21 protein-coding genes and 1 pseudogene are annotated in these 25,553 nt (G+C 54.5%); 20 read left to right on the plus strand and 2 right to left on the minus strand.

Annotation, left to right across the window (positions count from 1 at the left end; genetic code table 11):
* Positions 1-143 precede the first annotated feature (143 nt).
* Both hydF and PBA01S_RS12655 read right to left on the minus strand, forming a co-directional pair.
* Positions 144-1,397, minus strand: a complete 1,254-nt coding sequence (gene hydF, locus PBA01S_RS12650; protein WP_127576106.1) for a [FeFe] hydrogenase H-cluster maturation GTPase HydF — start codon at positions 1,395-1,397, stop codon at positions 144-146.
* A 15-nt stretch (positions 1,398-1,412) separates the two neighbouring features.
* The gene (locus PBA01S_RS12655) at positions 1,413-2,846 is read right to left on the minus strand and encodes an aspartate ammonia-lyase (RefSeq protein ID WP_174844484.1); all 1,434 of its coding nucleotides are present in this window, start codon (positions 2,844-2,846) and stop codon (positions 1,413-1,415) included.
* 159 nt (positions 2,847-3,005) lie between these two features.
* Here PBA01S_RS12655 and yabP point away from each other — a divergent pair, with 159 nt between their 5' ends.
* From yabP to ftsH, 20 genes and pseudogenes are all read left to right on the plus strand, one after another.
* Positions 3,006-3,287, plus strand: coding sequence for a sporulation protein YabP (yabP, locus tag PBA01S_RS12660; protein WP_009226328.1), 282 nt, complete (start codon positions 3,006-3,008; stop codon positions 3,285-3,287).
* The gene (yabQ, locus tag PBA01S_RS12665; RefSeq protein ID WP_016314686.1) at positions 3,284-3,871 is read left to right on the plus strand and encodes a spore cortex biosynthesis protein YabQ; all 588 of its coding nucleotides are present in this window, start codon (positions 3,284-3,286) and stop codon (positions 3,869-3,871) included. The genes yabP and yabQ overlap by 4 nt, the downstream gene beginning before the upstream one ends.
* Before the next feature lie 112 nt (positions 3,872-3,983).
* Positions 3,984-4,247, plus strand: a complete 264-nt coding sequence (locus PBA01S_RS12670; protein WP_244268384.1) for an FtsB family cell division protein — start codon at positions 3,984-3,986, stop codon at positions 4,245-4,247.
* A 124-nt stretch (positions 4,248-4,371) separates the two neighbouring features.
* A complete protein-coding gene (locus tag PBA01S_RS12675) occupies positions 4,372-4,842 on the plus strand; it encodes a S1 domain-containing RNA-binding protein (RefSeq protein ID WP_016314684.1) in 471 nt (156 codons plus the stop codon).
* 399 nt (positions 4,843-5,241) lie between these two features.
* Positions 5,242-7,749, plus strand: coding sequence for a stage II sporulation protein E (spoIIE, locus tag PBA01S_RS12680; RefSeq protein ID WP_127576107.1), 2,508 nt, complete (start codon positions 5,242-5,244; stop codon positions 7,747-7,749).
* Positions 7,750-7,923: 174 nt separating this feature from the next.
* Positions 7,924-8,397 (plus strand): acyl-CoA thioesterase, encoded by a 474-nt coding sequence (locus tag PBA01S_RS12685; RefSeq protein WP_051417068.1) that lies wholly within the window; start codon positions 7,924-7,926, stop codon positions 8,395-8,397.
* Positions 8,390-9,643, plus strand: coding sequence for a beta-ketoacyl-ACP synthase II (fabF, locus tag PBA01S_RS12690; protein ID WP_016314681.1), 1,254 nt, complete (start codon positions 8,390-8,392; stop codon positions 9,641-9,643). Before PBA01S_RS12685 ends, fabF begins: the two co-directional genes overlap by 8 nt.
* Positions 9,644-9,656: 13 nt before the next feature.
* Positions 9,657-11,327 carry a class I adenylate-forming enzyme family protein gene (locus PBA01S_RS12695; RefSeq protein WP_127576108.1) on the plus strand — a complete coding sequence of 557 codons (1,671 nt, stop codon included), beginning with the start codon at positions 9,657-9,659 and terminating at the stop codon, positions 11,325-11,327.
* 391 nt (positions 11,328-11,718) lie between these two features.
* The gene (locus PBA01S_RS12700) at positions 11,719-12,630 is read left to right on the plus strand and encodes an ArsR/SmtB family transcription factor (protein ID WP_028539655.1); all 912 of its coding nucleotides are present in this window, start codon (positions 11,719-11,721) and stop codon (positions 12,628-12,630) included.
* A gap of 233 nt (positions 12,631-12,863) precedes the next feature.
* On the plus strand, positions 12,864-14,618 hold the full coding sequence (locus PBA01S_RS12705) for an ABC transporter substrate-binding protein (protein WP_371859530.1): 1,755 nt from the start codon (positions 12,864-12,866) through the stop codon (positions 14,616-14,618).
* A gap of 81 nt (positions 14,619-14,699) precedes the next feature.
* The gene (locus PBA01S_RS12710; protein ID WP_028539657.1) at positions 14,700-15,653 is read left to right on the plus strand and encodes an ABC transporter permease; all 954 of its coding nucleotides are present in this window, start codon (positions 14,700-14,702) and stop codon (positions 15,651-15,653) included.
* A gap of 17 nt (positions 15,654-15,670) precedes the next feature.
* Positions 15,671-16,611: pseudogene (gene opp4C, locus PBA01S_RS12715) on the plus strand (oligopeptide ABC transporter permease).
* 12 nt (positions 16,612-16,623) lie between these two features.
* On the plus strand, positions 16,624-17,607 hold the full coding sequence (locus tag PBA01S_RS12720) for an ABC transporter ATP-binding protein (RefSeq protein WP_085279739.1): 984 nt from the start codon (positions 16,624-16,626) through the stop codon (positions 17,605-17,607).
* Positions 17,600-18,565, plus strand: coding sequence for an ABC transporter ATP-binding protein (locus tag PBA01S_RS12725; RefSeq protein WP_127576110.1), 966 nt, complete (start codon positions 17,600-17,602; stop codon positions 18,563-18,565). Before PBA01S_RS12720 ends, PBA01S_RS12725 begins: the two co-directional genes overlap by 8 nt.
* A gap of 44 nt (positions 18,566-18,609) precedes the next feature.
* A complete protein-coding gene (locus PBA01S_RS12730) occupies positions 18,610-19,071 on the plus strand; it encodes a hypothetical protein (RefSeq protein ID WP_244268382.1) in 462 nt (153 codons plus the stop codon).
* Positions 19,072-19,274: 203 nt separating this feature from the next.
* Positions 19,275-20,018, plus strand: a complete 744-nt coding sequence (locus PBA01S_RS12735; RefSeq protein WP_016314671.1) for a vWA domain-containing protein — start codon at positions 19,275-19,277, stop codon at positions 20,016-20,018.
* Complete coding sequence (locus PBA01S_RS12740; protein ID WP_016314670.1) at positions 19,990-20,943, plus strand: serine/threonine protein kinase; 954 nt, start codon at positions 19,990-19,992, stop codon at positions 20,941-20,943. Before PBA01S_RS12735 ends, PBA01S_RS12740 begins: the two co-directional genes overlap by 29 nt.
* A 274-nt stretch (positions 20,944-21,217) precedes the next feature.
* Positions 21,218-22,675: a tRNA lysidine(34) synthetase TilS gene (gene tilS / locus PBA01S_RS12745; protein WP_028540005.1), complete on the plus strand. Its 1,458-nt coding sequence runs from the start codon at positions 21,218-21,220 to the stop codon at positions 22,673-22,675.
* A 51-nt stretch (positions 22,676-22,726) separates the two neighbouring features.
* On the plus strand, positions 22,727-23,266 hold the full coding sequence (gene hpt, locus PBA01S_RS12750) for a hypoxanthine phosphoribosyltransferase (RefSeq protein WP_009226313.1): 540 nt from the start codon (positions 22,727-22,729) through the stop codon (positions 23,264-23,266).
* A gap of 100 nt (positions 23,267-23,366) precedes the next feature.
* Positions 23,367-25,496 carry an ATP-dependent zinc metalloprotease FtsH gene (ftsH, locus tag PBA01S_RS12755; RefSeq protein WP_016314668.1) on the plus strand — a complete coding sequence of 710 codons (2,130 nt, stop codon included), beginning with the start codon at positions 23,367-23,369 and terminating at the stop codon, positions 25,494-25,496.
* Positions 25,497-25,553: the final 57 nt, after the last annotated feature.

A 25,553-nucleotide genomic window follows, 5' to 3' on the forward strand; every position in this document is an offset into this window, starting at 1 on the left:
AGTCCAATAACGTTGCTGACAAGCGTTAGAAGTCCAGCTTGGCTTCAACAGCGACCACGGGCGGCCCTTCACTGGCAGCGAAGCCGAAGTTCCCTCCCCGTGACAGCGACTCGTTCACTACAACCGCGATTCGCTTACCGCGACTATGTCTCCCGAGCTGCCTCCTCCCACGCCATCATGGCGGAGGGGAAGAGCTCGATCGCGCGAGGGAACACGCCGTGCAGGTAGGCGATCAGCACGCCGTAGTTGACGATCGGGACGCCGGCAGCTTTGGCTTCGCTGAGGCGGTGCAGCATAGCGCGGCGGTTGAGCATGCAGGCGCCGCAATGCACGATCAGCGCGTAGCGGGACAGATCCGGCGGATAGCTGTAGCCGGAGATGTGCTCAATCTGCAGCTGCTTGCCCGTGGTCTGCCGGAGCCAGCGTGGGATTTTGACGGTGCCGATGTCGTCGGACTGCTGATGGTGCGTACAGGCCTCTGCGATCAGCACCCGGTCGCCGTCCCGGAGGTTCTCCACGGCCCGTGCGCCCCGGACGAGCTCGTTAAGGTCGCCTTTATGGCGGGCGAACAAGATGGAGAACGAGGTCAGCGGCACGTCCCGCGGCGTATCGGCGGCGACCTTGAGGAAGACCTGCGAGTCGGTGATGACGAGCCGCGGCTTGGACCCGAGCCGATCCAGTGTGGTCCGGAGCTCGTGCTCCTTCGTCACGACGGCGATGGCATCGCTCTCGAGCAGGTCGCGGATCGTCTGCTGCTGCGGCAAGATCAGCCGGCCTTTGGGCGCGGCTTTGTCGATCGGCACGACCAGCACGACCAGATCACCCGGCGCCACGAGGTCGCCGACGAGCCGGAAGCGTTCCTCCTCGTGCGGCAGCGCCGCAACGATGGCCCGCTTCAGCTCTGGCACGCCGCGGCCACTCAACGCGCTGAACGCAACACATTCAAGGCCGAGCATAACCTTCACATCGCTAAGTGCAGTCGATCTCGCGTCGTCATCCAGCAGCGCGTCGACTTTATTCACCACGCCGACGACTGGGATCTTCCGTTGCCTCAATTCGGCTAACAGCTCCCGATAAAAGTCATCGGGACCCGTCAATGCATCGATTACCAGCAAGGCAAGGTCGGCGCGGTGGATCAGCTCTCGTGTTTTTCGCTTGCGCAGCTCACCTAACGCGCCTTCGTCGTCTAAGCCAGCGGTATCGATCAGCACCACCGGTCCCAGCGGCAGCAGCTCCATCGCTTTGTACACCGGGTCGGTAGTCGTCCCCCGCACCGGCGAGACGACCGCTGTCTCCTGGCCCGTCAAAGCGTTCACCACACTCGATTTCCCCACATTTGTTCGGCCGAAGACGGCGATATGAATCCGCTCCCCGCGCGGTGTTGCGTTCAGGCTCATCTAAATCATCCCCCTTTATTCGCCGGGGATGCCCGGCTTCGTGACTTGCAGCGGATTCAGGATGTCCGCGGCGCGTTCGGCGGTCAGCCAGCCGCCGCTCACAGCGACCTGCTCCACCGACAGCCCCTCGCGCCGGGCGATCCCGGCAATCTCGGCAGCCGCCTCGTAGCCGAGATGCGGGACCAGCGCGGTGGCGAGCACGGTGGAGCGCCGCAGATGCTCGCGGCATACGCCCTCGTTGACGGCGATGCCGCGAATGCAGCGCTGCTCGAACAGCGGCACGGCCCGCCCCAGAATCTCCAGCGATTCCAGCAGGGAATCGGCGATCAGCGGGCCGTACGCGTTCAGTTCGAGCTGGCCGCTCGCGGCGGCCCAAGTGATCGCGGCATCGTTCGCGATCACGCGCATGGCCGCTTGGCCGGCCATTTCCGCCATGACGGGGTTCACCTTCCCCGGCATGATCGACGAGCCGGCCTGGACGGCGGGCAGCGTGTACTCGCCGATGCCCCCGGCGGGGCCGGACGCCAGCAACCGCAGGTCGCCGGCGATCTTGAACAGCGTCACGGCTGCCGCTTTCAGCAGCCCGGACACCTCGACGAAGACGTCCATATTCTGCGTCCCGTCCATCGGAAATTCGCTGCGCACCAGGCCCAGCCCGGTCAACTCCTGCAGCGTGTCGGTGACCTGGAAAATGTAAGCGCGCGGAGCGTCGAGTCCCGTGCCGATCGCTGTGCCGCCGAGATGCATCTCGCGCAGCCGCTCTTCGGCTTTGTACAGCCGCCATCGGTCGCGGGCGACCGCCTTGGCGTAAGCGCCAAACCCCTGGCCGGCCATCATCGGCAAGGCATCCATCAGCTGCGTGCGCCCGAGCTTCAGCACATCCGCGAATTCCCGCTCCTTCTCCTGCAGTGCCTCTTGCAGGGAGGCGTATGCGTCGCTGAGCGGGCGCAGCAGCCGGATCGCCGCGATTCGGAGCGCGGTGGGGTACACGTCGTTGGTCGATTGACATCGGTTGACGTGGTCCAACGGATGGACCAGGTGGTAGTCGCCTTTGGTCCCACCCAGCCGTTCAATCGCTAAATTGGCGACCACCTCGTTGACGTTCATATGCGTGGACGTGCCCGCGCCGCCCTGCAGGGCATCCACGACGAATTGATCGGCCAAGGCACCGCCCGCAATCTTGTCGCATGCCCACTCAATCGCCGAAGCCACATCAGCCGGGATCAAGCCGAGCCGGCCGTTCACTCGCGCCGCCGCTTTCTTGACCACGGCGATCGCTTCGATCAGCCGGGGATGGACGGGCCGCCCGCTGACCGGAAAATTCTCGATCGCTCGCGCCGTATGAATGCCGTAATAGACTTCTGCCGGGATCGCTTTGGGGCCTAGCGCGTCGGTCTCCATGCGATATTTTGGATCCGAATCGGGTTCATTTGAGAATGGTTGACGCATTGGGGTTCGCCTCCGACAAATGTCAATCTCTTCCTCTCCATCGTAGTTGAAAGCGATTTCGGAAAACAGTAAAGAAGATCACGCTAAAGCCTAGAAGGAACTTGTTCTAAAGACGGTTTTTCGTCCATAAGCTAGGGATAAGAAGGAGGGGTACATGCCATGGTCGAACCAAATAAAGCCAAGCATCAGGAGCTGCACTTGCTGAATCGCAAGCTGCTGGATATTACAGGGGTCCTCAATGTGGAGAGCTTCGACAGCGAGGAGTTTTTACTTCAAACCGAACTTGGTGCGATGACGATCCGAGGGCATAATTTACATATCAAAAACCTGAACCTGGAGCAGGGACTGGTCAGCATCGAAGGTACGGTGAACTCGCTTTCGTATTTGGACCCGGGGTCCAATTCGTCCAGTAAGGGCCTGCTCGGCAAGCTGTTCCGATGAATTTGGAGACACAATGGGCGACCCTGCTCTGGATGCTGGCATCCGGGGGGATCATGGGCATCGCCTTTGACAGCTATCGCGTCGTCTCGGGACAACTCCGGTTTCCCCGCTGGAGTGTCCATGCCCTCGATTTGCTCTACTGGTTGGCTGCCGCCTTATTCGTCTTTCGTACGTTGTATCACAGCAACCATGGGGAACTAAGGTTCTATGTTTTTTTAGGACTTTTTTTAGGTATTTGGATTTATTTTTTGTTCCTTAGTTCTCTCACCGAGCGTTTTGTGTTAATGTTAATGAGGATAGCTAACAAATTTTATCGGTTTATCGTACGAACGATCGAGATTTTCATCATCGCTCCGTTACAATGGTTGGTCAAAATGATCCGCGTTCTGCTCGGATTCGTTTGGATCGTGCTGCTGTTCCTAGGCCGGATCACCTTGTTGCCGATTTGGAAGCTGCTCGTATGGGTGCTTAGACCTATATGGACAAGACTTCGGATTCCGCAAGGGGTGGACAAGATTCGGCGCTCAGCGGTCGTGTGGCGAGAGCGCATTTTGCGTCTATTACGCTGGTTCTACAAGGAATAAGGCTGGGAGGTGTGCCTTGGTGCGCGAAGTGTCGACAAATCCGAAACCATCGAACAAAACTTCATCTTCCGGAAACGGATCTGCTTTCGCTAAGCGCAGGTTGCGGATCTGGATGGGATTTATGGTCCTGTTTTTAAGCTGGGCCGGATATACGTACATCTCGCAAGCCGGGGAGATCGGCAGCAAATCGCAAGAGCTGGCGGAGCGGCAAGCCGCCAAGGCAGCCAGTGAGCAGAGCTTGAACCAGCTCAAATATGAGATTGACCGTTTGAATGACCCCGAATACATTGGACAAATTGCCATGAAGAAATATGGTCTGTACAAACCGGGTGAAATCCCTGTCCGGGTATCCGAGTCCGAAGCCGGAAATGACTGACCCCATGCGGGTTGACGGGACATCCGTCTGTTGACCTTGTTTCAGTCATTCGGTATAATCAAATCACCGCAGTCAAGATTTCGAGGCCTGGCTGTATATTTTTAAGGGAGGATCATTTTATTTTATGGCAATTGAAGTGGGCACCAAGTTAGAAGGAAAAGTGACAGGCATCACGCATTTCGGAGCATTTGTGGATCTGTCAGGAGGTGTCACGGGTCTCGTTCATATTTCGGAGATCGCCGATAATTACGTGAAAGACGTTAACGATCATCTGAAAATCGGCGATACGGTTACCGTTAAGGTAATCAATGTCGATAAGGACGGTAAGATCGGACTTTCCATCAAGCAGGCTGTTGACAAACCGGCCGAAGCCAGACCGCCTCGTGCACCGAGAACGGACCGGCCAATCGGAGGTGACCGTCCTGGCGGCGGATTTAACCGGGACCGGGGAGGACGCTCTTTTAAGCCCCCAGCCAGCAAATCCTCATTCGAAGACAAAGTTTCTCGTTTCCTGAAGGACAGCGAGGAGCGCATTTCTTCGTTGAAGAAGAATACGGAAGGCAAACGCGGAGGTCGCGGAGCCAAACGAATGTAATCCCTGAAAATTTAACTACTCAAACCCACCGTAGGCGAATCGCTCGCCTGCGGTTTTTTGTTTGCTTTCGTGCCCCAATCTTCATAAGTTGACTTTTGCCTATGCGATTAAACAGGTTTTGTCGCCTCTGGGCTTTTTGCCGACAGGTTCTTACGGTTTTTTACGAGGAGCGCGTTTAAATAGCCTTTGTTCGTAGACACAGCCTGGGATTTCCCATGCGAACATAGAAACCCCTGATGCGGTCCATCGCTATGGGGGGCCTGGATTCGCGCGGTGTCGGCGTTCTCTCTCAATTTGTCGGAAATTTCTTTGGCACCGGCTCCGATATCTGACAAACTTTCCGGTTCTAGCCTCCTATAATGGGACATACCTTACTAATTTGGAAAAGGCGGTGCCAGGATGTTGAATAAGTGGAATGTCACCCTGTTTCCAGGGATGAGAAAGGCGAAGGCATGGGACAAGGGAGCGATGCGGAAGATGCTGCTAGACCAGCCAATCATCCAGCGGGCTGGGCGGCTGTTCGCGGTCAACAAGTGGACCGGACTGCTTCTAGCGATGAGCTTCCTGCTGGGCCGGGCGACGATCTTGGACGAGCTGGCTCCTTTTGCCGTCGCTTTCTTTGCGGTGATTCGCTTCATGCGGCGGGATATCGCGTGGTTCGCGGGGGCGGCGATGGTCGGCGGAGCGTTGTTGACGCCGGGGGCTCATCTTCATGCGATAGAAATCGCCGTGGAGCTGTTGATCTTCGCCTTGTTACAAAAGGGACTGGAGTCTTTTGAACGGGCAGATCTCTCCTATGCGCCGATTATGGTATTTACGAGTACGTTCTTCGTTGGGATGTTCGGGGCGGTAATTGGCCCTTCCCTGACTTGGTACACACTTGCGATGACCGTAATGGATGCGCTGCTCAGCTTCGTACTGACGCTGGTCTTCATTCAGGCTGTCCCGGTGTTTACTTACCGGAAGAAGCATTACCAGCTGCGCGGGGAGGAAATTTTGTGCCTCGTGATTCTGCTGGCTTCCGTGATGACCGGTACGGTTGGATGGGAGATTCAAGGATTATCGGCGGAGCACGTGTTGTCGAGGTACCTGATCCTGCTGTTCGCCTTGGCAGGCGGTGCCCCTTTAGGCGCTTCGGTTGGCGTCATCACCGGCTTGATTCTCAGCCTTGCTGATACATCGGCCTTGTACCAAATGAGCTTGCTGGCGTTCTCCGGGATGCTGGCCGGGATGCTCCGGGAAGGACGGAAATGGGCGGTCGGATTCGGCATGCTGCTCGGTTCGTCCATTCTGTCCATCTATATTGCCGGCCCGGCGGATGTGATGTCCTCCACTTGGGAGAGCTGCGTCGCAGTTCTATTCTTCCTGCTGACCCCCAAAAAGACGGTTCAAGTGATTGCCAAATACGTGCCCGGCACACAGGAGCATGCTAAAACGCAGCATGAATACGCCAAACGGGTACGCGATATCACAGCTGGCCGGGTGGCGCAGTTCTCCCAAGTCTTCAAGCAGCTGGCGCGCAGCTTCGGACAAGTATCCAGCACTGGGGAAATCGCAAAGCGCAGCGAGGAGATTGACCATTTCATGAACGCGGTGACCCAGGGCGCTTGCGCGACCTGCTTCCGCAAGAATACTTGCTGGGAGGGTCGATTCTATCAGACGTACAAGCTGATGACGGAGATGATGACCGCGATTGAGGAGAAGCCAGACATTACCCCGGACGAGCTGCCGGCCAGATGGTTGAAGATGTGCGCGAAAACCGACCAGGTGTTGGACATTATGAAACACGAGTACGATCTGTATCAGCACGATCTGCATTGGAAACGGCAAATTTACGACAGCCGCCAGTTGGTGGCTGAGCAACTCTCCGGTGTCTCGCAGGTGATGGAGGACCTGGCCCGGGAGATCCAACGGGAAGGACAAGCCATGTACAAGCAAGAGGAGCAAATCCGCGAAGCGTTAGAGAAAATGGGCTTGTCTATTCATAGCATCGACATTGTGAGTCTGGATCACGGGAATGTGGAGATCGAAATTGTACATGCGTACACCCGAGGTTTTGATGAATGCCGGAAGATTATTGCTCCGCTGCTGTCCGATATCCTCGGCGAGCATATCGCAGTCATGAATGAAATTCATCATGGAGGCAGAGAAGGCCTGGCGACCGTCACCTTCGGCTCGGCGAAAGCGTTTGAAATCACGACCGGGGTTGCCGGCACCGCGAAAGGCGGGGACATGCTCTCCGGTGACAGCTTTAGCGCCAAGGAGCTGGGCAACGGCACGTTCGCTGTGGCGATCAGCGATGGGATGGGCAACGGGGAGCGCGCGCGGCTGGAGAGCAGTACGGCGCTGAACATCCTCGAGCAGCTGTTGCAGTCCGGCATGGAGGAGACGCTGGCGATTAAATCGGTGAACTCGATTCTGATGCTGCGTTCGCCCGATGAGGTGTACGCGACGGTGGACATGGCGCTGATTGATCAATATACGGCGCGGACAACGTTTATGAAGATCGGCTCCTCCCCAAGCTTCATCAAGCGAGGTTCAGAGGTCATCCCGGTGACGGCCAGCAACCTGCCGATCGGCATCATCCAGGATATTGAGGTTGATCTGGTGTCCGTTCAGCTTTATCCGGGAGATACCTTGATCATGATGACGGACGGCATCTACGATGCGCCGGGCCCTGCGGTGAACAAGGAGCTGTGGATCAAGCGGCTGATCCAAGAGATCCAGGCCGAGGATCCGCAAGAGATCGCCGATTGTCTGCTGGAGTCCGTTATCCGGTATCAGAAGAACGTCATTCATGATGATATGACCGTAGTTGTGGCGAATATCGATCATATGCAGCCAGAGTGGGCTACGTTGCATATCCCCGGCATCAGCCGATTGGAGCGACCGCGTACCGTGAGTTAACCGAGAGCTTGAGGTGAGAACCTCAGGTTCTTTTTTCTTAGGTGCGAGGAATGGAGTTGAATCCAAGGATTCAAGGATATGGAAGGAATACATTTTTTTGATATTTTCAACTTTGTTCGATGGGAGTAGAATTATGGTGGTTAACTTACTTTTCGTTAGGAAGAAGGGATGACAATGAATCGCACAGAGGCACGATACGACCTGGACATGATTGTGACCTGGGGAGATTGCGATGCGGCGGGGATTTCCTATTACGCGAAAAATTTTGACTGGTTTACGAATGGACGCATGAGATTGCTCGAGTCTTATGGGCTGCCTTATATGAGCGCCTTTCACCATCAAGGGATTTCGCTTGTCTGCTTGACGGCAGATTGCCAATATAAAAAAATGCTGCGTCCTGAAGAAAGAGTGACGCTCAGCACTTGGATCAGCTCATTGACCCGAAGTCGAATGGCTTTTTCCTATCAGCTGTATAAGGAAGGCGGGGTGCTGGCTGCTGAGGGGATGACGACCCATGCGTACGTGGACGAGCATGGGCAGCCCGTCAACCTGGAGAAGCGGCATCCGGAGCTGTGGAATCAGTTAACTGAAACCCACCGGCAACGCAGTGAACAAGTTCGTGAGAGCGGAGGGTCGCCCCATGCGTAGCGGCAGAGTAGTGATTACCGGCTCTGGCGCGGTGACGCCGGTGGGCATCGGCGTTCCGGCCTACTGGCAGGGATTGCTTGCGGGAGTAAGCGGCGTGGCAGCGATTACGCGATATGACGCGGAAGCGATGCCCGTGAAAATTGCCGCAGAAGTGAAGGATTTTAACCCGGCCGACTTTATGCCGCGGAAGCTGGTCGGACAATCGGATATTTTTATGCAGTTTGCCTTTGCTGCGGCGCAAGAAGCGCTGGAAAACAGCCGGCTGAAGGCGCGTCCCGAACGGATTGGCATCGTGGTAGGTACGGCGCTGGGTGGCATTTCCTCGGCGGCGCAAGCGCAGGAGCATATCACTAGCAGCGGCAGCTATCGGGTGTCGCCTCATCTGGTGCCGAAGATATTGGGCAATATTGCGGCGGCTCACATCTCCATCATGCATGGCATCCAAGGGCCAAGCCTCACCGTCAACACCGCCTGCTCCTCCGGGGCAGACGCGATTGGTATGGCGCGGATGCTGCTGCTCTCGGGACAAGCTGATGCCGTGCTGGCTGTTGGTGCGGAGTCGATTTTGTCCGCGCTGATGGGGGCGGGCTTGTCCGCAGCTCGGGCGTTGTCTACACGGAATGAAGAGCCGTCTCGGGCCAGCCGACCATTCGAGCGGGACCGTGACGGGTTCGTGATGGGCGAAGGCGCCGGCGCGGTGCTGCTGGAGACGCTGGAGCATGCCGAAGCGCGGGACGCTGAGATTCAAGCCGAGCTGCTCGGCTACGCCAACAGTTCAGATGCTTACCATGTCACCTCGCCGGAACCAAGCGGCAGCGGACAAATTCGTTGTTTGCGCATGGCGCTGGATCAGGCCGGAGTCGGCGCAACCGATATCGATTACATCAACGCGCATGGCACTTCAACTCCACTCGGTGATCGGATTGAAACGGAATCGTTGAAGGCAGTCTTTGGTGAACACGCTGGACAAATTCCTGTTAGTTCGACCAAGGGAGCGACAGGGCATCTGATGGGCGCCGGCGGAGTGACGGAGCTGATTGCTTGCATCGGTGCGATTCGGGAAGGTATTGTGCCGCCAACGTTAAATTACGAGCATCCGGATCCGGAATGCGATCTTGATTATGTTCCGAACCGGCCGCGAGCCGCCCGGGTACGGATGGCGATGTCGAACGCCTTTGGTTTTGGCGGCCAGAACTCGTCGCTCATTGTGGGCGAATATAACGGAAGTGCAAATCCACGAAGATAGGGAGGATCCATCGATGGAGACGATCAACCAATTTACGTACGATGTACGGATGTTTAAAGATACGTTTGAACATGAGTTCACTTATATCAACGGTTTTATGCGGAACGTGCACCGGTCCGCGACCCGTCCGGCATTAACTTGTCCGCTGCGAGAACGAACCTGGACTTATACAGAGCTGAACGAGGAGGTCAATCGTCTCGCCCATGCGCTGATCGGGGACGGCATCGGCAAAAACGACGTGGTCTTGTATCAGCTGTTGAATTCAGCGGAATTCGTGTTCAGCTATCTGGCTCCGCAAAAGCTGGGCGCGATCAATTGCCCGATCAACTTTAAACTGTCCCCCGGCGAAACCGCCCATATCCTTGATGACAGCAAACCTCAAGTATATATCTATGACGCAGAAATTCAAGAAACCGCCGAACGGGCGCTGGAAATGGCCCGCCATCGGCCGCGCCGGATTATCATGGTCGATTATACCGGCACGAAAACAGCGCCGCAGGGTCATATTTTATATTCGGATTACGTGAAGCAGCAGCCTGTGGCAAATCCGCCGATCGAACGGGCTTCGCATATTTATGATGAGGTCACCCGCTTGTATACCTCCGGGACGACGGGGATGCCAAAGGGCGTACCGATGAACAATATCAACGAAGTGCTCTCGGCTCATGATGTCGCAATGCATTTTCCACTCAGCCCGGTCGACAAAACGATGAATATGAGCCCGTGGTTCCACCGCGGCGGCCTGCATTCCGGCGGACCAACGCCAACGCTTTATGTCGGGGGCGAAATGGTCATTCTCCGCTACTTCCATCCGAAAACGGTGCTGGAGTACGTGGCCAAATACGGACTGACCTTCCTGATCGGGGCACCGCCAATGCTGAAGATGCTGCATGATACGCAACTGAAAGAGAATGCCGATCTGTCCGGGCTCAAAGGCATTGTCACGATGGGGGCACCGTTGTCTGGGGCGGATTGCATTAAATATCAGCAGGTGCTGACAAAGAACATCTTTAACGGCTACGGGACTTCGGAAGCGTTCTGGAATACGTTCCTGCGTCCTTACGACTTGCCGGAAATGGCCGGTTCTGCCGGACGCGCCTGCACCGACGACGAAGTCGCCGTGGTGAAAGTGTTCCCGGACCGCCGAGCAGAGCCGCATGAACATGTCGCCAAGGATGGTACCGAAGTGGGCGAAATTATCGTGAAAGCCCCCGGGAAAACAACGTACTCCTACATCAATAATCCCGGTGAAAGCGAGAAGGTCTTCTACAAAGGCTGGATCTATATCGGCGATATGGGAACATGGGACGAAAACGAGTTCGTGACCGTCGCCGGCCGCAAAAACGACATGATCGTCTCGTCCGGGGAAAATATTCACCCGGTGCAAATCGAAGATATTTTGAACCAGCATCCGATGGTCAAAGAATCGGTGGTCGTAGGCGTGCCGGACGAGTTGCGCGGCGAATCCGTCGTAGCCTACGTGGTGAAGAGCGACGAATCCTTGACCGCCAAAGAGCTGAACAAATATTGCAGCGAGCACCCGATGCTGGCGGCTTACAAGAAACCGCGGTTCTATCGCTTCATCGATGAGCTGCCTTACACGGCCACAGGCAAGAAACGCCACTTTATCGTTAGAAACATGGCGCTGGAGGACCAAAAAGAGGGGCGGTTCGAGCGGCATTAATGCCGGTGCTTTCTAAAATTGATGTTCTAACTGCAAAAATACATTTCACTTGTGTGGAAAACCGGCTTTTTCGTGGGATCAAATGCAAAAGTGTATCTAAAAAAGCGCAATATGCCCAAAGAACGACTTATCTGCCAATATAAACTGCAATTTTACATTATGGCAGGCGCCAAAGGGTGATTTTGACCCAAATGAACTGTACTTTTACATCTCGTGGCGGCAACGGCGCAAATACGACAGTAGTGGTGCATTTAGCGCATAAGGCGAAGTCATGGTTTACGTAAGAACTTGAGGTGAGAACCTCAAGTTCTTTTTTTGGCGGAAAAATCTTGTTTTGGCTGAACGGGGGGGAAGCACGTTATAATAGGGGGTGAGAAAGGGGAGTTGAATATTGGATTACCGCGTGGATGTCACTTTTGAACCCCGGTACGAACTACTCAGCAGCCTACATACGATGATATGCCGCAAATCACATAAAAAAATCGACTTGGGCCCGGTATGGGTGAAGGATACGTTATCTCGAATTACGCCGGATTTCAGCTCCACTCTCAACGATATGGACGTGGACAGCGATTGGAAAATCACGTATTTGCTAGCTTACTTGTGCCCGGAAGAAGCATCCCCCGAGGAGTTTCTGGCCTGGCTGGAAGAGAAGACGCCAGGAGATCTGTATGAACTGATCGCAGTGTACAGCCAGCAATTTCCGAAGGATATGGGACAGTACCGCTCCCGTACCTTGTCCGTGTTGTCCAGTTGGCACGAGCAATATTTTCGTAAGCTGGCGCCGGAAGTGATTGAGGGACTGCGTTCCGAGGCTCAGACGCGTGCAGCGGAGCTGGCCCACCAGACCGAGCTGTCAGTATTCATTGAAAAGACGACGAACGGACTCACGTTTCTGCCAAAAGAAGGGCTGGAAAAGCTGGTTCTTGTGCCGCACTATCATTTTCAGCCGATGAACATTATTTATCATTTTGGCCGGATCACGTTGTGTCATTATTCGGCACGGTTCTATCTGGGTGACGAGACGGATTTTCCTCCCCATGACTACCGGATGCTCCGGGCACTCGCCGAGCAGAGCCGGTTGAAAATTTTGCGATTCTTGAGCGGCGGCCCTCGAACGTTTACGGAGATCGTCCGTCATTTGCAAATCTCCAAGGGGATTACGCATGATCATGTGTCCAAGCTTCGCAGCGGCGGCTTTATCCGTGCCCATGTCGATGGGGAAACGATCTCCGAATATAGCTTGCGTCCGGAAATGCTGGATGTGATGCACCAGAAATTAGTTGATTATATCGTAAACTAAAATAGCGTCAGTCCTGGCAGTCATAAGGACTCTGCTCCGTGCGAACGGAACAGGGTCTTTTTTTTGTGGCATAAATGCTATATTCTCTGAATAAAGAAAAAATATTAAGTTCTCTATTTACAGAACAGTGGCCCGATCGTATAATAGGAGCGTTAAAACTCCACTTAACTTATCGGAATTAACGTCTATTGTAAGGTTACACCTGAAAAAAGACAATACGGAGGGAGAGAATCATGCAAATGAACAGAAAACGAGTGACTGCGCTATTAACTTTATTGTTGACCGGGGCTTTGGTCCTTACGGCCTGCGGCGGGGGCAACAATGCTGCGCAAGGATCGGATTCGGCATCGGCTCAGGCGGGTAACGGCCAAAGTGAGGCTGGCGCCAACAACGCAGGTTCGGAGGCTGGAGGCAATCTGCAGTTCATTCCAGCCAGCGATATGTCTAAGCTGCCTGCGATCGCCAAAGAACGCACGGATACAATCATCGTTGGCTTGACCGACCCAAGCGGTGCGTTTACGCCGTACTTCCAGCAGAGCGGATATGACGGCAACGTGTCGTCGCTGCTCTTTACACCGCTGGTGACGGTGGATGACCAAGGGCTTCCAACTCCGGGCCTCGCTGAAAGCTGGGAGGTTTCCGATGATCAGCTGACGTATACGTACCATCTGCGTAAGGACTTGAAGTTCAGCGACGGTTCGCCAATGACGACGGACGATGTGGCTTTTACTTGGACACTGCTGCATGACAAAGCTTACGATGGGGACTCCCAAATTCCTACGCTACATATCGTTGGCGGCGAAGCCTACAAGGAAGGGAAAGCGGACAGCATTTCCGGCATTACCGTGAAAGATTCTCAGACCATCTCGGTTACGCTGGAGCAACCAAATGCAACGGCGCTGGTGCTGCTTGGCGGCGATATTCTGTCTAAAGCCTACTATGGGAAGGACTACAAGTTTGGTCAGCTCGATTACATTAAGAAGCTGCACGAGAAGCCAGTCGGCAATGGCCCGTATATCTTGGAGAAGTTCATTCCGGGGCAAGAGGTGCGCTATGTCGCCAACCCTTACTACTATGCGGGTAAGCCAAAAACCGAGAAGTTTATCTATAAAACCTCTGAAGGGGACACATGGCAGTATCTGGAGACCGGTGAAGTGGACTACGCTTCCTTCAGTGCTACAACCGAGAACATCGACAAGCTGAAAAGCATGGGCTTCGTTAACATTCTGCCGTATACCCCAAGCACTTATGGTTATCTGCAATTAAATCTGGAGCATGAAGCTTTGAAGGATAAGAAAGTGAGACAGGCGCTGACGTATGGCCTGGATCGCCAAAGCATCTACGTGGAAGCGAACCAAGGCGCAGGGCAAGTCGCCAACATTCCAGCTTCGCCTATTTCCTGGGCTTACACGGAAGAAGGCATCAACCAATATGTCTATGACCCGGACAAAGCCAATCAGCTGTTGGATGAAGCCGGATGGGTGAAAGGGGCAGACGGTATCCGTGAGAAGGACGGTCAGAAGCTGACGATCCATTTCCTTGGTTCCAAGAACGCTCAAACCGACGTCTTTATTGCTGTAGCGACGGAGAACTTCGCGGCAATCGGCGTTAACTTCCAGCCGGAGGTATTCGCGGACTTTAACGCGTTAGTCTCCAAGGTTGAAGGCGGCGACTACGATATGGCTTCCTTCTCTACTCCAATGCTCGCCGACCCGTCCGACGGCGTCCTGCAATTCGTGGATGGCGAGATCAAAGGCTACGATAATCCGAAGGTCAAGGAGCTGTACGACAAAGCGCTGAGCACCAGTGACATCGAGCAACGCAAAGCGATTTATAAAGAGCTGTTCCAGCTGCTGAACGACGAGTTGCCGATTATCTTCACGAGCTATAAGAAGACCGTATACGCCTATAACGGCCGTATTCAAAACCTGACGGTCAGTCCGTTTACCGGCCTGTCCTCCAGCTTGCCGAACTGGTCGTTGGAATAGAATTTAAATCTTTGAAAAATCAGCCGCTCCCCTCGTGTGCCTTGCATGCGAGGGGATGGCTCGTCTAAGGAGTGCGACGCGATGAGCGCCTATATCACCAAACGATTGATTTATATGGTGGCGATTCTGTTGGCAGCCTCGCTGCTGATCTTTTGCCTGTACGCGCTGACGCCCGGCGACTTCATCAGCGGGAACATCAAGCTGACGCCGGAGCGCAAGGCTGAGCTGCGGGAAATCTATGGCTTGAACAAGCCGCTATTAGAGCGGTACTTCATATGGATGAAGAATGCTTTTCATGGCGACTTCGGCTATTCGTTAGCCCAACAGAAGCCGGTACTGGGGTTGTTTAACGACTATATCTGGAACTCGTTCCTGCTGGCGGCAGTGTCGACGTTCCTCACTTGGTTTATTGCCGTGATCGTTGGCGTAATTTCGGCTTACAAGCAGTATTCCTGGTTCGACACGCTGGTGCTGGTGCTGATCTTCGCCGCGATGTCGCTGCCGTCTTTCTTCATCGGGTTGTTCCTGATTAAAATTCTTGCGGTTGATTTGAAATGGCTGCCGCCAGGCGGGATGATCACAACGGGGAGCAATGCTACTGGACTGGCTTACGTAAAAGAAGTGATTCACCATATGACCCTGCCGGTGATCGTTATGACCATTCTGGGTGTCGGTTCGCTGACCCGTTATTTCCGGACCAACATGATTGATGTGATCAAGCAGGATTATATCCGAACGGCCCGGGCCAAAGGGTTGAAGGAAAGCAAGGTGCTCTACCGCCATGCGCTGCGCAATGCGCTGCTTCCGGCGATCACGCTGGTGGGGTTTGAGCTGCCTGCGTTGTTTGGCGGTTCGCTCATCATTGAGAAAATCTTTAACTGGCCGGGGATTGGGCAATTATACATGTCTTCTTTTTCCGTTCGAGATTATCCGTTATTAATGGGATTTACGATGTTGATTGCAATCTTGACCGTGATCGGGACGTTGTTATCGGACTTGCTATACCATATCGCCGACCCGCGCGTTCGGTTGTAATAGGGGGTTAAGCAACCATGAACTCAATTCCAGAACATTTGCCGAAGCCGGGCCCGGGACAAGAGGCTGCTCGTACCGCCGTGTCCAAGAAGCCGTCGCTGTGGCGGCAATCGCTGCGCCGACTGCTTCGCAACAAACTGGCCATGTCAGGCCTCGTTGTTGTTGTTTTTATGTTTCTTGCCTGCTTCTTAGGTCCGTTGTTCTCGCCATATGCGGATAACAAAATTCAGATGTCGATGATGAACAAACCGCCGAGCTGGCAGCATTGGCTGGGGACCGACAAGCTGGGCCGGGACGTACTAACCCGGGTCCTGCAGGCTGGGCGTATTTCGCTGACGGTCGGCTTGGTATCTATGTGTTGTCCGTCTTCTTGGGCACGCTGCTTGGTGCGATTGCCGGGTATTATCGCGGGATTGTGGACCAAGTCATTATGCGGCTTGCCGACTTGCTGTTAACGATTCCCGGTTTGCCGCTGCTGTTCATTGCCGGCGCGCTGTTATCGGAGTGGAAGGTGCCGACCGATTACCGTATGTACATCGTCATGATCATGCTCAGTCTGGTGAACTGGCCGGGGCTGGCGCGGATGATCCGCGGGCAAATGCTAAGCCTGCGAGAGCGCGAATTCATGCAGGCGGCGGTGGTGCTAGGGCTTCGTGACCGGCGTAAGCTAATCCATCACCTGCTGCCGAATCTCGTGCCGCTGATTATCGTCATCGCTACGCTGAACATCGGCGGAGCGATCCTTAGCGAGTCGGTGCTCAGCTTCTTTGGGCTGGGCGTGATGCCACCGACGCCGACCTGGGGCAATATGATTGACGCCGCAAATAATTTGATCGACTTCCAGCAGCATCCTTGGCTATGGATTCCGCCGGGGCTGTCTATTTTTGCCACCGTCATTGCGATCAATTTGTTTGGCGACGGGCTGCGAGACGTGCTGGATCCGAAAACGAACAGGTAGGTGGAGAAGCTTATGTCAACTTTGCTGGAGATAGACCGGCTGAGCACGCATTTTCATACTGAAGAAGGACGGATCAAAGCGGTTGATGAAGTCAGCCTGCGGATCAAGCCGGGGGAAACCGTATGTATCGTCGGTGAGTCGGGCTGCGGCAAGAGCGTGACGGCGATGTCAATTATGGGCTTGCTGCAAAACGGCCCCGAGGTGGAGATCGGCGGACGAATTCAATTTGGCGATACCGATCTGTTGTCTTTAGATAAACATCATCTTCGCGCCATTCGCGGACATGAGATCGCGATGATTTTTCAGGAGCCGATGTCTTCGCTGAACCCGGTGCTGACGATCGGAGAGCAGTTAATCGAGCCGATGGTGCTTCACTTGAAGCTGAGCAAGAAGGAAGCTCGCCAGCGGGCCCTCGAGCTGATTGAACAGGTTGGGATCTCTCGGCCGGAGCAGATTATGAAGAGTTACCCGCATGAGCTGAGCGGCGGGATGCTGCAGCGGATTATGATTGCGATCGCCATCTCCTGCCGGCCGAAGCTGCTGATTGCGGACGAACCAACGACGGCGCTCGACGTAACGATTCAAGCCCAAATCCTCGATATGCTGCGGCAAATTAAGGCGGAATCCGACATGTCGATCCTGCTGATCACCCATGATCTTGGTGTCGTCGCAGAAATGGCTGATTACGTGGTCGTGATGTATGCTGGCAAAGTCGTGGAGGAAGGGGAAGTGACTGCGTTATTTGAATCGCCGAAGCATCCTTACACGCAAGGGTTGTTGAAGTCGAAGCCGGTGCTCGGACAGCGTCAGGATGAGCTGTTTTCTATTCCAGGCCAAGTGCCAAATTTGCTGGATTTGCAGCCTTCGTGTTATTTTCAGGACCGTTGCGCGCATTGCATGGAGATTTGTCGCACGAAAGAGCCGGCGTTGAAATCGCTTGGAGGCGGCCAGAAAGCCGCTTGCTGGTTGTATGAGGAGGAGAAACGCCATGGGTGAGCCGCTGTTGATAGTACGGCATTTGAAGAAGTATTTTCCAATTAAAACAGGGCTCCTGCAGCGGACGACCGGACAGGTGAGGGCGGTGGACGACATTAGCTTCGCCATTCAGCCTGGGGAAACCTTCGGTCTGGTGGGAGAATCGGGCAGCGGGAAGAGTACGGTCGGTCGCAGCATCGTTCGTTTGACGGAGAAGACGGACGGCGACATTCTGTTTAAGGGCACGGACCTTTACTCACTGGGGGATGAAGAGCTTCGCCAGTTGAGACCCAAGCTGCAGATGATTTTTCAGGACCCGTATGGTTCCTTGAATCCCCGAATTCGGGTGGGCGATGCCATCGGTGAAGCTTTGCTCGACCACGGGTTGCTGCCGAAGGCGGAAATCCGCGACCGGGTGCTGGAGGTGCTGGCTTCCTGCGGGCTGTCCTCCTATCATATTGATCGGTATCCGCACGAATTCTCCGGTGGACAGCGTCAACGGATCGGGATCGCTCGTGCGCTGATTCTTAACCCCGAGCTGATGATTGCCGATGAGCCGGTCTCTGCACTGGACGTATCGATTCAGGCGCAAATCATCAACCTGTTCCGTAAGCTGCAGGAGACGCGCGGGCTTACGTATTTGTTCATCTCGCATGACCTTAGCGTTGTGGAGCATCTGTGCACACAGGTTGGGGTGATGTATTTGGGCGGAATGGTTGAAATGGCCTCGCGGGATGAATTATTCCGCCATCCGTTGCACCCCTATACCAAAGCGCTGCTCTCTGCGGTGCCGCTGCCGATTCCGCGCATGAAGCGGGAGCGGATTATTTTGAAGGGTGATATTCCGAGTCCGGCGAACCCGCCTTCGGGCTGCAAATTCCATACGAGATGCCCGTTTGCTACGGAAGAGTGCAAGCAGCGGGTACCGGAATTCCGCGACATGGGCGGAGGGCATTTTGTGGCGTGCCATTTGGTATAGTGTGAGGTAGAGTAGAGCGAATTAGTTATATAGTTAGGGAGGTCATGCTTTTGACACCACCAAAAACCAGCTTGCCGCAGCTCTATGCGCTGCGATTAGAGAGGATTCAGGCGAAGGGCATCCAAGGGGCGGAGCTCATGGAGCTGCTGGAGCGTAAGGACGCCGATGAATTGCAGCAACGAGTAGACCCGGAGCTGCAGTGGGGCGGATTTGTGGAATACCTCCAGGAGCATTTGGATGAGGTGAAGATTGCCCTATCAGAAGGCTACCGATTTAAATTTATGACCGTAGGCGGCCTGCGAAGCTTGCTGGAGATCAAATTTGGGTTGCGGGCGGAGCAGGATTATGTTTTTGACAACAACCGCTTTGCTGGCGTTAAATTGCATCGGGAAGCTTATCGGCAACTCAGAGCTTTGGCTCCTGACTATTGGGAGATTTTGATTGATCAGGAGGACCCGGATACGGGAACTCTCGAAATGCGCATTGAACATAAATATGCAGATTGAATCTGCATTCTATTGAACTTAAGGCGGCGGTCTTAAGTTCCTTTCTTTTTGTAGATATGAGAAAGTATAAAATTCGGGGGATCGGCAAGTGATGAGGCCCGGGCCGGATCTTTCTTCGTACAACTGGTTTGAATTCTATCCTAGCTGGAAATGATAGATACGAGAATGTTCAACTCTATCTATTTGAAGGGCGGGATGATGCGATGAAACAGATCATGTTGATTACGGACGGGTGTTCGAATGTCGGGGAAAGTCCGGTGATGGCTGCGGCGCTGGCAAGGCAGGAAGGAATCACGGTCAATGTGGTAGGGATTGTCGATTACGGTACGATTGGCGAGCTGGGGAGTCAGGAGATCGCTGAAATCGCCAAGGCTGGCGGCGGGATGAGCCGGATTGTCGGCACCGAGAACCTGGCGCAGACAATGCAGATGATGACGCGCAAAACGGTCGTTCAGACGATTCAACAGGCGGTCCATAAAGAGATTCGGCAGATCCTCGGCGATCAGACGGTGAGTGACTTGCCGCCGGAGCAGCGCTCCCAAGTCGTTGAGGTGATCGATGAGCTGAGTGAGAACAGCTCGCTGCAGGTGGCGCTTCTAATTGATGCCAGCGCCAGCATGAAGCCGAAGCTTCGGGCCGTGGAGGAAGCGATTCGAGATATGATGCTGAGCTTGAGCTCGCGGAAAGGGGAGAGTCAACTGGCGGTCTTCCATTTTCCCGGAGCCCATAGCGGAGAGGATGCCGTCCTGGATATGGATTGGACCAGCGATCTGGGATCGGCCCGTTCGATCTTCCAACGCCTCGTCATGAGAGGGGCTACGCCAACGGGACCTGCGCTTCTGAAGGTGATGGATTTTATGCGATATGGTACACTGAATGAACATGGTAAGTCTTGGCGTGAGAAGACGGAGGGACAAGATGGAATCCTCGGCGACTACGTCGTCTAAGATTTCCCTGCCGCAGGGAACGCGGATTATCGGACGCTGGAATGGCGGCCGGTATGTGATCCAGCGTCTGCTCGGGCAAGGGGCTAACGGCGTTGTATTCCTGGTGAAACGGGAGAAAAACGGAAAATTATACGCTCTGAAACTGGGCTTTGATACGCTGGATATTCAATCGGAAGTTAATGTGCTGAAAGCACTGCAGCGTCAAGGCCGGCGGCGGGGGGCGGCGGAACGGGATCTCAATTACCTGGTGGAGGTGGACGATTTCACTTACCAGGGAAGGGAGATTCCTTTCTACGTTATGCGCTATGTGCAAGGGGAACCGTTGCGCGCCTTCTTGGCTCGTCGGGGCCCGCGCTGGCTGGACGTGGCCGGCCTTCAACTACTGCAACAGCTCGGACAGTTGCACCGCTCCGGCTGGGTGTTTGGTGACCTTAAGCCGGAGAACGTGCTCGTAGGGGCTTATGGCGAGGTCGAGCTGATTGATTACGGCGGCGTGACTAGTGAAGGGCACAGCGTCAAGCAGTTCACAGAGTGGTACGACCGCGGCTTCTGGGGAGCGGGAAGCCGTACGGCAGATCCTGCGTATGACTGGTTCTCCTTCGCGGTCGTTTGCATTCATATGCTTGCTGAGAGTGCACTGAAGAAGGCAGCGACTCAGCTGCCGCAGACGCGCAGCCGGAGCGATCTTCTAGCCATCGTCGATGGACATGAGGCGTTGGCGCCGTATCGCGCTTGGCTGAAGCGGGCGCTGCACGGGGAGTTCAGCGATACAGCGGAAGCGTGCCGGTTATGGAAGGAGATAGTCACTCGCCGTATCACTCCGCGGCGCCGGACGCGGCCTGGGACCCCTGGATGGATCGTCGGAGCGTTTGCGGTATCGCTGACCTTGCTTGCCTGTGCGCTTTATTTAACTTTCCGGTTTTAGGTTGGCCGCTGCCTTCCTCAGCTAACGGACACCAGAGACGCTATTCACTCGTCATTGGACTTCCTCCGATTCTAACGGACTGAGGAGCTCCTATTTCGGATAATTGCGTTGATCAGGTCCATGATAAGGCGACTTAAGGTCACTGAGGTCCGTTAGATTAGGAAATAGCCAGGAAATAGGCAAATAACGTCCTTACAGTCCGTTACGTTTACGAACGAGTTCAGATGTCTCCATTTGGTTCGCTATTTTTGGAGAGAAGGGAGAGGGGGGCCCGATGAAGGAAACCACGCTGTACCGCTTAACCGAGCAGGTTCGCCGGTTTGGCCAGCAGGAGCAGTTATGGTTGCCCGGAGATGTGATCGTTGTGGCGGTGTCCGGCGGAGTCGATTCTACGGTGCTGCTGCATATAATGAAGGAAATCGCTGGGGACAAGGAGCTGGGACTTGGGCTAATCTGCGCGCACCTTCATCACGGCTTACGCGGAGACGAGGCGGATCGGGATGCGGAATTTGTCCGTAAGCTTGCCAAGCAGCTGGGCATCCCTTTTGATCTGGGTTACGCGGATGTGCGGGCTTATATGAAGCAAACGGGGCAAAGCCTCGAGCTGGCGGCTCGGGAGAAACGGTACGAATATCTGCATCAGGTGGCCGCTCGTTATGGAGCATCGTCCATCGCCCTGGCTCATCATGCCGACGACCAGGCCGAGACGGTGCTGATGCGGCTGCTGCGGGGCAGCGGACCTTCTGGATTAGCCGGGATGCGACCCAAACGCCGCGAAAAAAATGTGGAACTTATCCGCCCCTTGCTCCGTATATACAAGACGGATTTGCTCCAGGCGTGCCGCGAATCCGGGCTGGCTTATGTCGAAGACAGCAGCAACCTGGATAAAGAGCTGACGCGGAATTCGATTCGGTTGGATGTGCTGCCATTTTTGGGGCAATATAATGGTCAGTTACCGGAATCGCTGAATCGGTTGGCGGTGCTGACTGCAGCGGAAGATGATTATCTGCATCAGGAAGCGGTAAAGTTGTACGCGGAGCTTGTGCGGACGGAGGGCGGGATTTTCTCGTTGGAAGCCCCTCTATTCTCCGGTTTACATGTTGCTTTACAACGGAGGTTGATTAAACTAATATTAAATTATCTGCCTTTAAGTACGGAGGATCGCGATTTTGTCAAGGTCGAAGCGATTCGTCAAGGGACAATTCAAGATCGGCCCACAACGTGGAGCTTAGACCTAGGCGGCGGCGTTAGATGCGTACGCGAATATGACAAGATCCGCTTTATCCCCCCGGCAGTAGAAAGTCGGATTCCTCATTATACATATTTGGTGGAACAAATTCCGGCAGAGGTGCCGATCGAGGGCCTGAGCCAGAGCTTGCGAATCACGCGGTCTGGCGCCGGCAGGGAGCTTCACGTCAAGGCAGAAGGAAATAACGAAGCGATATTTGATGCGGATGAGTTGGTTTATCCGCTTACCGTGCGTTCCCGTCTTCCGGGAGACGTGATGAAAGTTATGGGATTAAACGGCAGCAAAAAGGTAAAAGATATTTTCATCGACGCGAAAATACCACCATCCCTCCGCTCCCGCATCCCGATGGTCACGGATGCCGCAGGCCGGATCCTGTGGATTCCCGGCGTTCGCCGATCCGCAGTTGCTGCGGTGAACCCGCGCACGACCTCTGTTGTGCAAATGGTTCTTACGCCGCGTCCAGATTTGGATCGCACACCTTGAGGATTAGCGAAAGATCGGCATTCATAGAATAACGTAGGAGGTTCACTCATTTTGCTAAACGATATCCAGGAAATTTTGATTACGCGGGAACAAATTCAAGAGAAGGTTGCTGAGTTGGGCAAACAGCTGAGTGCGGAGTACGAAGGACGTAACCCGCTCGTAATCTGTATCTTGAAAGGCGCTTTTATTTTTATGGCCGATCTGGTTAAGGAAATTACGGTACCGATCGAGCTCGACTTCATGGCTGTCTCCAGTTATGGAGCAGGAACCCGTTCTTCCGGGGAAGTGAAAATCATCAAGGATTTGGATACCTCCGTGGAAGGCCGCGATATCTTGATCGTAGAGGACATTATCGATAGCGGGCTGACGCTCAGCTATTTGATTGATGTGCTTGAACGGCGCAAGGTTAAATCGGTTAAAATCGTTACGCTGTTTGATAAACCGGCACGGCGTACGGTGGATTTGCAAGCGGACCTGTCAGGGTTCGTTCTTCCGGACGCTTTCGTTGTCGGATACGGTCTGGATTATGCCGAGAAATACCGTAACCTCCCATTCATCGGAGTTCTGAAGCCGGAGATTTACACCAGTTGATTTCGTCGTCCGCTTGGACGAAAGACCACCCTTGCCGGAATTTTGAAATGGCGAGATTGGCTATGGTAAAATAACTTAAGGTCTTGAGAGGAGGTAGGGGATGAATCGGTTCATCCGGAATTCTGGTTTTTATTTAATACTTTTCTTAGTCGTGGTGGGCATCGTCCAATTCCTCAATGGCGGACAAGAAGCAACCGTCACCCCTAAGTATTCGGACTTACGTCAGGAACTGAAGGCTAATAATGTTGATGATCTAACCGTTAAATTTGACGGTTACGCTTATCTGGTAACCGGTAAGTATAAGGAACCTGTCGGAAACGACAAGACGAAGAATTTCTCTTTGTATGTGCCTTTTGACGAGAATGTCGTTAAGGAGATTATCGCATACAGCGAACAGAACAACTTTAGTCTGGAATGGAAGAAGATGCAAGGTGAGAGCATCTGGCTGACCTTCCTGACTTCGATTGTTCCGCTGGCGATTATGTTCATTCTGTTCTTCTTCTTGTTTAATCAAGCGCAGGGCGGCGGCGGCAAAGTGATGAACTTCGGCAAGAGCCGGGCGCGTCTCTATAATGAAGAGAAGAAGAAAGTCACGTTTGAAGATGTCGCAGGTGCCGATGAAGAGAAGCAAGAGCTTGTCGAAGTCGTTGAGTTTCTGAAAGATCCGCGGAAGTTCTCGGCCGTGGGGGCAAGAATTCCTAAAGGCGTTCTGCTTGTAGGCCCTCCGGGTACCGGTAAAACCTTGCTTGCCCGTGCAGTTGCCGGTGAAGCAGGGGTTCCGTTCTTCAGCATTTCCGGTTCTGATTTCGTGGAAATGTTCGTTGGGGTCGGCGCTTCCCGCGTGCGGGATTTGTTCGAGAACGCGAAGAAGAATGCGCCTTGTATCATCTTTATCGACGAAATTGACGCCGTTGGTCGTCAGCGGGGTGCTGGGCTTGGCGGCGGTCATGATGAACGCGAACAAACGCTCAACCAATTGCTCGTAGAAATGGACGGTTTCAGCGGCAATGAAGGCATTATCATCATCGCTGCAACGAACCGTGCAGATATTCTGGACCCGGCCTTGCTGCGTCCGGGACGTTTTGACCGTCAAATCACGGTAGACCGTCCGGATGTGAAGGGACGCGAAGCGGTCTTGAAAGTGCATGCGCGCAACAAGCCGCTGACCAAAGACGTCAAGCTGGACGTCATCGCGAAGCGTACGACGGGCTTTACCGGCGCTGATCTGGAGAACCTGCTGAACGAAGCGGCCCTCCTCGCCGCACGTCGGAACCGCAAAGATATTTCCATGACGGAAGTCGACGAAGCGATCGACCGCGTAATTGTCGGGACAGAGAAACGCAGCCGCGTCATCAGCGACCGCGAGAAGCGCATCGTGGCTTACCACGAAGCGGGCCACACGATTGTGGGTTACTTCTTGGAGCATGCCGATATGGTGCACAAGGTAACGATCATTCCACGCGGCCGCGCCGGCGGGTATGTCATTATGTTACCGAAGGAAGACCGCATGCTGGCCACGAAGAACGAGCTGCTGGATCGGGTAACCGGTTTGCTTGGCGGCCGCGTATCCGAGGAGCTGTTTATCGGTGAGATCGGAACCGGCGCGTACAGTGACTTCCAGCAAGCAACCAACATCGTGCGCAGCATGATCATCGAATACGGGATGAGCGAGAAGCTCGGTCCGATGCAGTTCGGTACATCGCAAGGCCAAGTATTCCTGGGCCGCGATATCGGGCACGAGCAGAACTATAGTGATCAAATCGCTTATGAGATCGATCAGGAAATGCAGCGGTTCATCAACGAATGTTATGAACGTTGTAAGCAGTTGCTGACGGAGCATGCCAAGGAAGTTCACCTCATTGCAGAAACATTGCTTGAAGTGGAAACCTTGGAGCTCGAGCAAATCAAGTCGCTGATTGAAACCGGTACGCTGGACGGCTTGAAGAAAGACGGCCAAGATGGCGGCAACGGTTCCTCCGAACCGGGTGAGCCGACGATCGACAGCGTGGGTGACGTTCGCGTTCGCATCCAAGGCAAAACTGAGGATACGGCGCCTGCTGCACCGGTCGGAGATATCCCGAATGATGTTCCGGGCGGCACCGCCAACGATCGGACGAACGATCCGGTGGTGGACACACCGCAAGGGACCGTCAGCGATACGCCAGGTCAAGCCGATTCGGCGGACGAAGGCAAGGATCCAAATAACGGCGGCAGCACGCCAACCGTGTAAACCATACTAGCAAAGACCTAATCCGGGAAACCTTCAGTTTCCCGGATTTTTTGCTTT

The organism is Paenibacillus barengoltzii NBRC 101215 (assembly GCF_004000745.1).
Taxonomy (GTDB): domain Bacteria; phylum Bacillota; class Bacilli; order Paenibacillales; family Paenibacillaceae; genus Fontibacillus; species Fontibacillus barengoltzii.

Excerpts from the sequence above, each read along its gene's own strand:
- yabP (WP_009226328.1), top strand. The coding sequence starts at position 3,006 with ATGGTCGAACCAAATAAAGCCAAGCATCAGGAGCTGCACTTGCTGAAT.
- PBA01S_RS12735 (WP_016314671.1), top strand. The coding sequence starts at position 19,275 with ATGAAACAGATCATGTTGATTACGGACGGGTGTTCGAATGTCGGGGAA.
- PBA01S_RS12740 (WP_016314670.1), top strand. The coding sequence starts at position 19,990 with ATGGAATCCTCGGCGACTACGTCGTCTAAGATTTCCCTGCCGCAGGGA.
- PBA01S_RS12655 (WP_174844484.1), bottom strand. The coding sequence starts at position 2,846 with ATGCGTCAACCATTCTCAAATGAACCCGATTCGGATCCAAAATATCGC.
- PBA01S_RS12730 (WP_244268382.1), top strand. The coding sequence starts at position 18,610 with ATGCTTTTGACACCACCAAAAACCAGCTTGCCGCAGCTCTATGCGCTG.
- PBA01S_RS12705 (WP_371859530.1), top strand. The coding sequence starts at position 12,864 with ATGCAAATGAACAGAAAACGAGTGACTGCGCTATTAACTTTATTGTTG.
- hydF (WP_127576106.1), bottom strand. The coding sequence starts at position 1,397 with ATGAGCCTGAACGCAACACCGCGCGGGGAGCGGATTCATATCGCCGTC.
- PBA01S_RS12670 (WP_244268384.1), top strand. The coding sequence starts at position 3,984 with ATGGGATTTATGGTCCTGTTTTTAAGCTGGGCCGGATATACGTACATC.
- PBA01S_RS12685 (WP_051417068.1), top strand. The coding sequence starts at position 7,924 with ATGAATCGCACAGAGGCACGATACGACCTGGACATGATTGTGACCTGG.
- ftsH (WP_016314668.1), top strand. The coding sequence starts at position 23,367 with ATGAATCGGTTCATCCGGAATTCTGGTTTTTATTTAATACTTTTCTTA.
- tilS (WP_028540005.1), top strand. The coding sequence starts at position 21,218 with ATGAAGGAAACCACGCTGTACCGCTTAACCGAGCAGGTTCGCCGGTTT.
- PBA01S_RS12695 (WP_127576108.1), top strand. The coding sequence starts at position 9,657 with ATGGAGACGATCAACCAATTTACGTACGATGTACGGATGTTTAAAGAT.
- PBA01S_RS12725 (WP_127576110.1), top strand. The coding sequence starts at position 17,600 with ATGGGTGAGCCGCTGTTGATAGTACGGCATTTGAAGAAGTATTTTCCA.
- spoIIE (WP_127576107.1), top strand. The coding sequence starts at position 5,242 with ATGTTGAATAAGTGGAATGTCACCCTGTTTCCAGGGATGAGAAAGGCG.
- PBA01S_RS12720 (WP_085279739.1), top strand. The coding sequence starts at position 16,624 with ATGTCAACTTTGCTGGAGATAGACCGGCTGAGCACGCATTTTCATACT.
- PBA01S_RS12675 (WP_016314684.1), top strand. The coding sequence starts at position 4,372 with ATGGCAATTGAAGTGGGCACCAAGTTAGAAGGAAAAGTGACAGGCATC.
- PBA01S_RS12710 (WP_028539657.1), top strand. The coding sequence starts at position 14,700 with ATGAGCGCCTATATCACCAAACGATTGATTTATATGGTGGCGATTCTG.
- fabF (WP_016314681.1), top strand. The coding sequence starts at position 8,390 with ATGCGTAGCGGCAGAGTAGTGATTACCGGCTCTGGCGCGGTGACGCCG.
- yabQ (WP_016314686.1), top strand. The coding sequence starts at position 3,284 with ATGAATTTGGAGACACAATGGGCGACCCTGCTCTGGATGCTGGCATCC.